Source organism: Coleofasciculus sp. E2-BRE-01 (genome assembly GCF_040221695.1).
GTDB lineage: Bacteria > Cyanobacteriota > Cyanobacteriia > Cyanobacteriales > Coleofasciculaceae > Coleofasciculus.
Map to the genome: position 1 here is coordinate 20303 of NZ_JAVKEA010000193.1, position 9270 is coordinate 29572.

Consider the following 9270-nt stretch of genomic DNA (forward strand, 5'->3'; position numbering starts at 1 on the left):
ACTAATTTATCAGCGATCAAGCCGTTGTTTTTGCTGGGGGTTCATACTTGAGCAAAACACCTGCTTGACCAATAACAAATCCCTGTTGTGGCGTGATAAAGACAACTTTGTAAAAGTTGGATGGCACATCTTCTACTTCACGATCTTTGAGCCAAGTTTTGCCACCGTCAAAACTACAAAGCAAATTCCCACTACCCCCGGCGAGCCACACTTCATCGGGAGTTCGGTAGGCTAAATCCAGTAATCCCCAACTGGTGGAAAATTCGGGATAGATTGGCTCTTCCCAAGCTTCTAAATCTTCGCTACCACTAAATTGCAGCATTCCGCCTCGTGCTAATCCCCAGAGACGCCCGTCTTCGGTGAATCCCATATTTTGCAGACGCTTAGAACTACTACGTTCATGCTGTTCCCAGGCACTTTGACCCGGTTCCCAGGTTGAGTAAAAGTTCCCCCTAGCTGAAACCGCGACATATTTGCCATCGTTGGAACGGGAAATATTGCGAAGTACACCCACCGCTTCTTCGACTTGGGCTTTCCAGGTTTTACCTCCATCTTGGGTTTGGTAAATTGCACCAATTGTGGTCGTCATCTCCGCTGATTTGGGACCCAGTGCCAAAATCGTGTTGGGGTCTCCGGGTAACTTCTCACTTAAGGGGATGCGTACCCAAGAAACACCACCATCAGTGGTATGCAGCAGAATTGAGGGTTCGCCTACAATCCAGCCTTCGTCATCCGCAAAACTCACGGATGTGAAACGATATTTATTCTCATCCCCAACATCAAGGACTTTCTCCTGCCAGGTTTCGCCACCATCGGTGGTTTCCAGGAGTGTGGAATTGCTGCCAACAAGCCATCCATGACTTGGGTTATCAGTAAACCCAATATCCCGTAGCGTTTCTTGGGTGGGTAAGGAAACCAGCTCCCAAGGGTTATAGCTCAAGGGTTCGGCATACTTACAACTAACACACAAGCAGGCGATCGCGAAGACTATTAAGATTCGTTTCAAGGTTTTCATGAAATCGCTCATTGGCAACATGCTGTCGTTTGGCGTAACTGAGACATTGGTGTATAAGAAATTGCCTCCTCGGTTTAGCGCAGTCCGTATAAACTTATAAAGAAGATAACGCCTAGCAGTAAGGCTCCAAAAATCAAGACATTTTTTTGACCTGGGGTCAAACGGTTCACCCCAAAGCCATAGCTGAGGTTCTCCTGAAACCCAGAGGGGGCACCACTGGCACCAATATCCTGAAACTGGGGCTTTTTAGCACTGCATACTGGACAACGCCAGTCGCTGGGTAGCTCTTCAAACGGCGTCCCGGCGGCGATATTACGGTTACTATCTCCCTTGTTTGGCTCGTAAACGTAGCCGCAAGAGCGGCACTCGTAACGACTTGGCGCTTGTTCTGCCAAGGTTTGCTCATTGGCTGGTTCGATCATCGCTGGCAAAATTAAGTTGATGCAGCAAATCTTAAAACGTATGTTAAAAAATTTATCATAATAACCGACATTACGCACCAGGGAAGATGGGGGAGATGGGGTGTGGGGTGTCGGGTGTCGGGAGATGGGGAAGCTGGGGTGTGGGGTGTGGGGTGTGGGGTGTGGGGTGTCGGGTGTGGGGTGTCGGGTGTGGGGTGTCGGGTGTGGGGTGTCGGGTGTCGGGTGTCGGGTGTCGGGTGTGGGGTGTCGGGTGTGGGGTGTGGGGTGTGGGGTGTCGGGTGTGGGGTGTCGGGAGATGGGGAAGATGAGGAAGATGGGGGAGCCATGTTCCAGACGAGCCATGGAGCGTCTGTGTGTAGGGGCGGGTTTAGGGACTAATATTGATTTTTATCCCTAGCTTGGCTGCAAAACCCGCCCCGCCCCGACCAAATGACAAATGACGAATGACGAATGACAAATGACGAATGACAAATGACAAATGACGAATCACCTTGATCGAGCAATTCGCCAACTTAATAAAATGACTGGAATTATCCCAACCACAACGATCGCTAATGCAGGTGCAGCCGCCTCCACTAACCGCTCATCCGATGCCAGATTGTAAACGCGCACGGCAAGGGTGTCAAAATTAAAGGGTCTAATAATTAAGGTGGCGGACAATTCCTTCATCACATCCACAAACAGCAACATCCCCGCCGTCAGTAATCCGCCCCACATCATCGGTGCATGGACTTTGACTAAGGTACTCGTGGGACTGTACCCCAAGGAACGGGCAGCATCATCTAAACTAGGCTTAATTTTACCTAAACTGGCTTCCACACTATTAAACGATACGGCAAGGAAGCGTACCAAATAGGCATAAACTAAGGCGGTAATCGTACCACTGAACAGTAACCCAGTGGATATGCCAAATATCGCCTGCATCCCCGCATCAATGGCATTATCCAGTCTGCCAATGGGAATCAGAATTCCGACAGCAATCACTGAACCCGGTACAGCATACCCCATCGCCGCAATCCGCGTGGCTAAATGCATCACCAGGGTTGATCGCAACCGTAATCCATACGCCATAATGACTGCGATCGCAACACCCAAAACCGCTGTAACCACTGCCAGAATAAAACTATGACGGGCATAGACCCAAAACTCGCCCTCTAGCGTCGTCGTGGTATTTTTTAGCGTCATCTCCAGCAGGAGTGCAGCCGGAAGTAAAAACCCCAGACTCAATGGCACAAAACACGCCAACGACGCACCGATTCCACGCATACCCTCTAACTGATAACTGGGCAGTTGGCGATAACTGTTGGTGTTTTGATAATATCGTGCCTGACGCCGTGACCATCGCTCTAACCAAATTAACGCCAAAATAAATAACAGTAGAAATGCTGCTAATTGGGCGGCGGCGACTCGTTCCCCTAAACCAAACCACGTCCGATAAATACCCGTGGTGAATGTCTGCACGCCAAAATACTTCACCGTGCCAAAATCATTTAGGGTTTCCATTAAGGCTAATGCTACACCGGCTGCGATCGCGGGACGGGCTAAGGGTAATGCTACCGTAAAAAAACTACGCCACGGACCACACCCTAAACTGCGGCTAGCTTCTAACGTACAAACCGATTGCTCTAAAAACGCCACCCGTGCCAATAAATAGACATAAGGATACAACACCAGCGTCAGCATGAGAATTGCCCCACCCAGGGAACGAATATTGGGAAACCAGTAATCGCCATAACTCCAGCCAAACCCATCCCGTAACGCGGTTTGAATCGGTCCTGAGAAGTCCAAAAAGTCGGTGTAGGTATAGGCTAAGACATAAGCAGGTGCGGCGAGGGGTAATAATAGCGCCCATTCAAACAGGCGAGATCCAGGAAAACGGCACATCGTCACTAACCAGGCGGTTCCCACACCGATTAAACCAACACCACAGCCGACGCCAATCATCAGCCAGAACGAATTTGCCATGTAGCGCCATAAAACCGTTTGCGCCAAATGCTGCCAAATCTCACCCGCATCGGTAAAAATATTGCTCAATACAAATAAGACAGGGGTAGCGACTAAAAGCGCGATCGCTAAAACCACCAGCGTCCAGAAATTGATCCGCCGACGTCGTTCTTTTCCGGGAACGAGATCCGGTTTGGGGAGAGTAGAGGTAGATTGAGTGGATTGATTCATCTTAAATACGGCACAAGCAAAAGAGCGATTTGCCAAAGCGTTACATTATACCGTCGCCCCCATTAAATGCGATAATTCTTTGACCAATGACCAATGACCAATGACCAATGACCAATGACCAATGACCAATGAGCCGAAAAATTATCCGCACAACCAACGCCCCTGCACCCGTCGGTCCTTACAATCAAGCGATCGCGGCGAGAGGGGAACTGATTTTTGTCGCGGGTCAAATTCCCCTTGACCCCAAAACCGGTGAAATTATTGGCGAAAACGATATTGCCAAGCAGACAGAACAGGCGATGGCAAATTTAGTCGCTATCCTAGAAGCAGCAGGGGTTCAGATGCAACATATCGTCAAGACTACAGTATTTCTGTCAGATATGAATAATTTTGCGGCAATGAATCAAGTTTATGCCCGCTATTTTGATGAAGCATCCGCCCCCGCCCGTGCTTGTGTCGAAGTTTCCCGACTTCCCAAAGACGTTTTAGTCGAGATTGAATGTATTGCAGTTGTGTCTTAGATATTGCACAAACGTGGCATTCCAAGACTTCCATAAAAACAATTGTAGGGGCGACCCGCCGCATTCAATTAACATCTCCCAACCCTTAATTTTATCGGGTCGCCCTCCACCGGGTATCAGGAATTATCCGACACCGCGTACCTTTAGAAAAGGGCGAGTCGATATAGGTTAATTCTCATACCACCTACGATATGCAGCGACTCGCCCCTACAACCGCGATAATCCCAATAATTCCAATAATCCCGATTGCGCCGTTTGCACGTTCAAAAGCGTGAATCAGGAATTATCTGACATCACGTCCATCAAAACAATTGTAGGGGCGACCCGCCGCATTCAATTAACATAACCCAACCCTTAATGTTATCGGGTCGCCCTCCGCCAGGTATCGGAAATTATCTAACATCGCATCCATCAAAACAATTGTAGGGGCGACCCGCCGCATTCAATTCACACCACCCAACCCTTAATGTTATCGGGTTGCCCTCCGCCGCGTACCTTTAGAAAAGGGCGAGTCGATATAGGTTAATTCTCACACCACCTACGATGTGCAGCGACTCGCCCCTACAACCGTGATCATTCCAATAATCCCGATCATCCCAATAATCCCGAAAATCTCGACAATCCCGATAGTTTCTGAAAAAAGCGACAGATGCAATATCTGAGTCTAAGCTAGATCTAAGGTGGATTCAATCCAACTCAGGTAATGATCAGTCTCTGATCATTCTGCCACGTCTAGATCCAGATAAACCAGACAACGCTCTCTCATCTATGAAATTCCCTTTTCATTTTATCAAAGGATTTTCCTCCCTGTTTAAGCGCGTTAATCTCTTACTCATCGCACTGATTGGAATTGGGTATTTAGGCAACTATTTCAGTCTATCCCTATTTTTTGGGGTGGACTTTTTATTTGGTAGTATCGCCGTCTTAATGGTGGTGTATTTTTATGGCATATTCTGGGGGACTTTAGTCGCCTTCATTGCCAGTAGTTATACCTACACCCTCTGGGGACATCCCTACGCCATTATTGTTTTTACCGGGGAAGCCCTGTTTATTAGCTTGCTGTTGCACCGTAAGACGGAAAACATGCTGCTTCTCGCTGGTATCTATTGGGTGCTGATTGGTATGCCTCTGGTTGGGTTATTTTATGGAGGCGTTTTAAATGTTGGCGCGACTCAAACCTGGTTGATTGTGTTTAAGCAGTCAGTCAATGGTATCTTTAATGCCTTAGTTGCCACACTGATTGTCACGAACTTACCCTTGCAAAAATGGCTAACGCTTCGACGCCAATCCAACCGACTTTCGCTACAGCAAACAATTTTTAATATCTTCGTAGCTTTTGTCTTATTCCCGGTATTAATCTTAACCGTTTTTAACGGGCGGCAAATTCTCAACAATATTGAATCAGACATTCGTACCGAACTCAACGCCACATCGACATCCCTCGTTGCTAACCTAAATTTTTGGTATCAGCAACATTTACATGCAGTTGAGGAACTAGCTGAGATTGCGGCTCAATCTCCAGAGCAGCCCTCGGAATTTTTACAGCAAAGTACTGAATTAATTAAACGCAGTTTTGCTGATTTTATTAAGGCTTATGTCACCGATGCGAATGGCACAATAATTGCCGCTCAACCCCGATTCAATCCAGACGGGGAATCAACCATTGGCTTAAATATTGCCAAACACTCCTTACTGGAGCAAACTGCCACCAGTTTAAAGCCAATTCTCTCCGATGTCCATATTGACGATGCGTATCCGTTACCTCATGTTGGCTTAAGTGTGCCAGTTAGCGTCAATAATCGTTTTCGTGGTATTGCGTATAGTTCCTTGGATTTAAGTCACATTCAGGAATTTCTAAAACTGAATATCAAAGAACGAGGATTACAAATAACATTGGTTGATCATCAAAAGAACTTGATTGCCAGTACCCAGTCGAATGTGAGTATAATGGAACCCTTTGATCCGCGTCAAGGCGGTGAAATTCGTGCCATTGATGCTGATATTTTTCAGTGGTTACCCCAAGATTCTGGCACACCAATTATGGTGCGTTGGCGAAATTCATTTCATGTCCAAGAAGTCGCACTCGATCCCTATCTTCCTTGGACGTTAATTCTGAAAATTCCGACTGCCCCTTATATTGATGATTTAGAAGTACTCTACCTGCAAAACCTGGCAACAACACTGCTGATTATGGTCTTAGCCTTGCTGGTTGCTGTTCTGTTAAGTCATCGATTAGTCACTCCCCTTTACAAGTTGGCAACGGTAACGACTAACTTACCACAAAAACTTATAGATAACAATGTATCTGTGGATTGGAGTCAAAGCCGAATCCGAGAAATTCATTCCTTGGTTAGCAATTTTAAGTTGATGGCATCTGTCCTGACTCAAAAATTCCAGGAAATTAAACAGGCAAAAGAAACATTAGAAGAACGGGTGCAAGAACGCACGCAAAAACTATCACTGATTAATGATGAACTTGCCATCGAAATTAAAGAACGTAAACGCATAGAATCCCTATTACGGGAACGAGAAGAACGCTATGAACTGGCTGTTTCGGGGACAAATGATGGAATTTGGGACTGGGATATCTTAACCAATGCGGTGTATTATTCTCCTGTCTGGATGCGGATTCTTGGCTATGAGGAGAATCCTTTGCCAAACCGTCTATCAAGCTGGTCTGATCATGTTTATCCGGATGATTTACATCAGGTAATAGAGGATATTAATCATCATTTAGCTGGGAAAACCCAAATTTATGAAAATATCCATCGCATCAAACATCGAGATGGGCATTATCTGTGGATTGCAGCAAAGGGGCGCTGTATTCGCGATCGCGACGGCAATCCCTACCGTATTGTCGGCACTATTACTGATATTACTGATAAAAAAATTGCCCAAGAACAACTCAAAGCGGCTAAAGAAGAAGCTGAAACAGCCAACCGCACTAAGAGTGATTTTCTGGCAATGATGAGTCATGAAATCCGCACGCCCATGAATGCGGTGATTGGCATGACTAGCCTGCTAATGGATACGAAATTAACAGCCCAGCAGGGAGAATTTGTCGATATTATCCGCAATAGTAGTGATGCGTTACTGACGATTATTAATGATATTCTGGACTTCTCTAAGATTGAATCCGGTAATATGAACTTAGAGAAACATCCGTTTAATTTACGTTCCTGTATTGAGGAATCTTTGGATCTGCTATCGTCTAAGGCAAGAGAAAAAGGAATAGAGTTAGCCTATTTAATGGACGATCAAACGCCTGAGATGATTAGAGGAGATGTGACGCGATTGCGCCAGATTTTAGTGAATTTGGTTAGTAATGCGGTGAAGTTTACTGAAACCGGAGAGGTGGTGATTTCGGTAACCCCGATTGCCGAAATGCAGGATGATAAAATATGTTTACAATTTGCGGTGCGTGACACAGGAATTGGGATTTCTAGAACCCGAATGGATCGGCTATTTAAACCCTTCAGCCAAGTCGATGCGTCAACCACTCGTCAATATGGCGGTACAGGATTAGGATTAGCGATTAGCCAGCGACTGAGTGAACTGATGGGAGGCAGAATGTGGGTCGAAAGTCAAGAAGGTGTGGGTTCGACGTTTTATTTTACCGCGATCGCGACTCCAGTTTCCTCAGATTCAGAACCCGATAATCGAGAGCAAGTATTGACGGATAAACGCCTGTTGATTGTAGAAGATAATCCGGCGACTCGGCAAATGTTGACCGAACAAGCCCAATCATTTGGGATACAAGTAGAAGCTACCGCCTCGACAACAGAAGCATTAGCCCAGTTAAAAACAGGAAAACGCTTTGATTTAGCGATTTTGGCATCCCAGATTCTCCAGATGGAGAATTGGAGTTTAATCACGCAAATCCGTCAGCATCCCCATTGCCAAAACTTACCTATAGTCATGTTAGGATTAATCGGGCAAGTCGATACACACTCAGACACAGGATTACCAAACCCCAGCCTTGCGATCGCGGGATATTTGCATAAACCGATTAAACAGTCTCAGTTGTACAATATCTTAGTCAATGTCCTGACTCAGGAGGTAAGTTTACCCAGGAAAAGTCGTTCCCATTCATCCAAATATGACCCCACCTTTGCCCACAGATTCCCATTAAAAATTCTCTTGGCGGAAGACAATGTGGTGAACCAAAAGGTGGCGATTAATATGTTGAAGCGGTTGGGATATCGACCCGATAGTGTTGCTAATGGGTTAGAAGTCTTACAAGCGTTACACCGTCAATCCTACGATGTGGTACTCATGGATGTCCAGATGCCAGAAATGGATGGATTAACCGCAACACAACAGATTTGTCAGGAATTTTCAGGATCTGCCCATCCTCGGATTATCGCTATGACAGCCAATGCCATGCAAGGCGATCGCGAAGAATGTTTGGCGGCGGGAATGGATGACTACATGAGCAAGCCTATTCATGTTGATGTTTTAAAACAGGTCTTGAGTCAATGTCAACCTCCGACAACGGAACAGCCGACGAAACAGCCAGTTCTTGATCCAGGGGTGATGCAAACCTTGCAAGAAATGGCAGGAGATGAACTCAGCGAAGTTATTGATTGTTACTTACAAGAAGCACCGGAATTGTTAGAATCCATACATGATGCCGTTAAGCAAAAAGATACTGAATTGCTGTATCATAAAGCACACAGTCTCAAATCCAGCAGTCAGGCATTAGGAGTGCTCAAACTTGCCCAGCTTTGTCAACAATTAGAAGCCCTGGGACGGGCGGGTACAATAGGTGAAGCAGAACAGTTAGTTTTACAGGCAATTACGGAGTATCAACAGGTGAAGCAGGCGCTTGAGTACGAAAGTCAGTAGAGTGCAAGTGCAGTTAGGCTTCGCTAGCCTCACCCGACGTTGTAAACTTTTTCATGAACCCTAACCTACTTCGTTGAGGTTAGGGATTGGCAGAGGGAACCTGCCAGGAAGTCATGAATAGGGCATGAGTTGGTAGGGGATAATCACTTCCAAGCATTTCTCTAGCTTGGCTTAAATGTAGATCTAGGAATCTCTAGATACTGGGTAAATCCAGGACACACCCCTACCAATGCCTGAAGAGACATAAACATTTACACGAGTGGATTATCTCTATGTATCGTGTTCCAGT

Annotated in this window: 6 protein-coding genes; 3 read left to right on the forward strand and 3 right to left on the reverse strand. The window is 46.2% G+C overall.

The annotated features are described in order from the left end of the window. Positions 1 to 16 precede the first annotated feature (16 nt). Both RIG66_RS24365 and RIG66_RS24370 read right to left on the reverse strand, forming a co-directional pair. Positions 17 to 1027: a photosynthesis system II assembly factor Ycf48 gene (locus RIG66_RS24365; protein WP_446381277.1), complete on the reverse strand. Its 1011-nt coding sequence runs from the start codon at positions 1025 to 1027 to the stop codon at positions 17 to 19. A gap of 62 nt (positions 1028 to 1089) precedes the next feature. Continuing rightward, positions 1090 to 1437, reverse strand: coding sequence for a rubredoxin (locus RIG66_RS24370; protein ID WP_446381283.1), 348 nt, complete (start codon positions 1435 to 1437; stop codon positions 1090 to 1092). Positions 1438 to 1539: 102 nt separating this feature from the next. Here RIG66_RS24370 and RIG66_RS24375 point away from each other — a divergent pair, with 102 nt between their 5' ends. Further along, the gene (locus tag RIG66_RS24375; protein ID WP_446381278.1) at positions 1540 to 1815 is read left to right on the forward strand and encodes a hypothetical protein; all 276 of its coding nucleotides are present in this window, start codon (positions 1540 to 1542) and stop codon (positions 1813 to 1815) included. Positions 1816 to 1923: 108 nt separating this feature from the next. Here the strand turns inward: RIG66_RS24375 and RIG66_RS24380 are convergent, their stop codons facing one another. Beyond that, positions 1924 to 3612: an ABC transporter permease gene (locus RIG66_RS24380; RefSeq protein WP_446381279.1), complete on the reverse strand. Its 1689-nt coding sequence runs from the start codon at positions 3610 to 3612 to the stop codon at positions 1924 to 1926. A gap of 128 nt (positions 3613 to 3740) precedes the next feature. Here RIG66_RS24380 and RIG66_RS24385 point away from each other — a divergent pair, with 128 nt between their 5' ends. Both RIG66_RS24385 and RIG66_RS24390 read left to right on the forward strand, forming a co-directional pair. Further along, complete coding sequence (locus tag RIG66_RS24385) at positions 3741 to 4133, forward strand: RidA family protein (protein WP_446381280.1); 393 nt, start codon at positions 3741 to 3743, stop codon at positions 4131 to 4133. Between the two features lie 768 nt (positions 4134 to 4901). Next, entirely contained in the window at positions 4902 to 8981 is a 4080-nt protein-coding gene (locus tag RIG66_RS24390; RefSeq protein ID WP_446381281.1) for a response regulator, read from the forward strand. Positions 8982 to 9270: the final 289 nt, after the last annotated feature.

Coding starts and splice junctions, on each gene's coding strand:
- RIG66_RS24365 (WP_446381277.1), bottom strand. CDS start 1,027: ATGAGCGATTTCATGAAAACCTTGAAACGAATCTTAATAGTCTTCGCG.
- RIG66_RS24370 (WP_446381283.1), bottom strand. CDS start 1,437: ATGATCGAACCAGCCAATGAGCAAACCTTGGCAGAACAAGCGCCAAGT.
- RIG66_RS24380 (WP_446381279.1), bottom strand. CDS start 3,612: ATGAATCAATCCACTCAATCTACCTCTACTCTCCCCAAACCGGATCTC.
- RIG66_RS24385 (WP_446381280.1), top strand. CDS start 3,741: ATGAGCCGAAAAATTATCCGCACAACCAACGCCCCTGCACCCGTCGGT.
- RIG66_RS24390 (WP_446381281.1), top strand. CDS start 4,902: ATGAAATTCCCTTTTCATTTTATCAAAGGATTTTCCTCCCTGTTTAAG.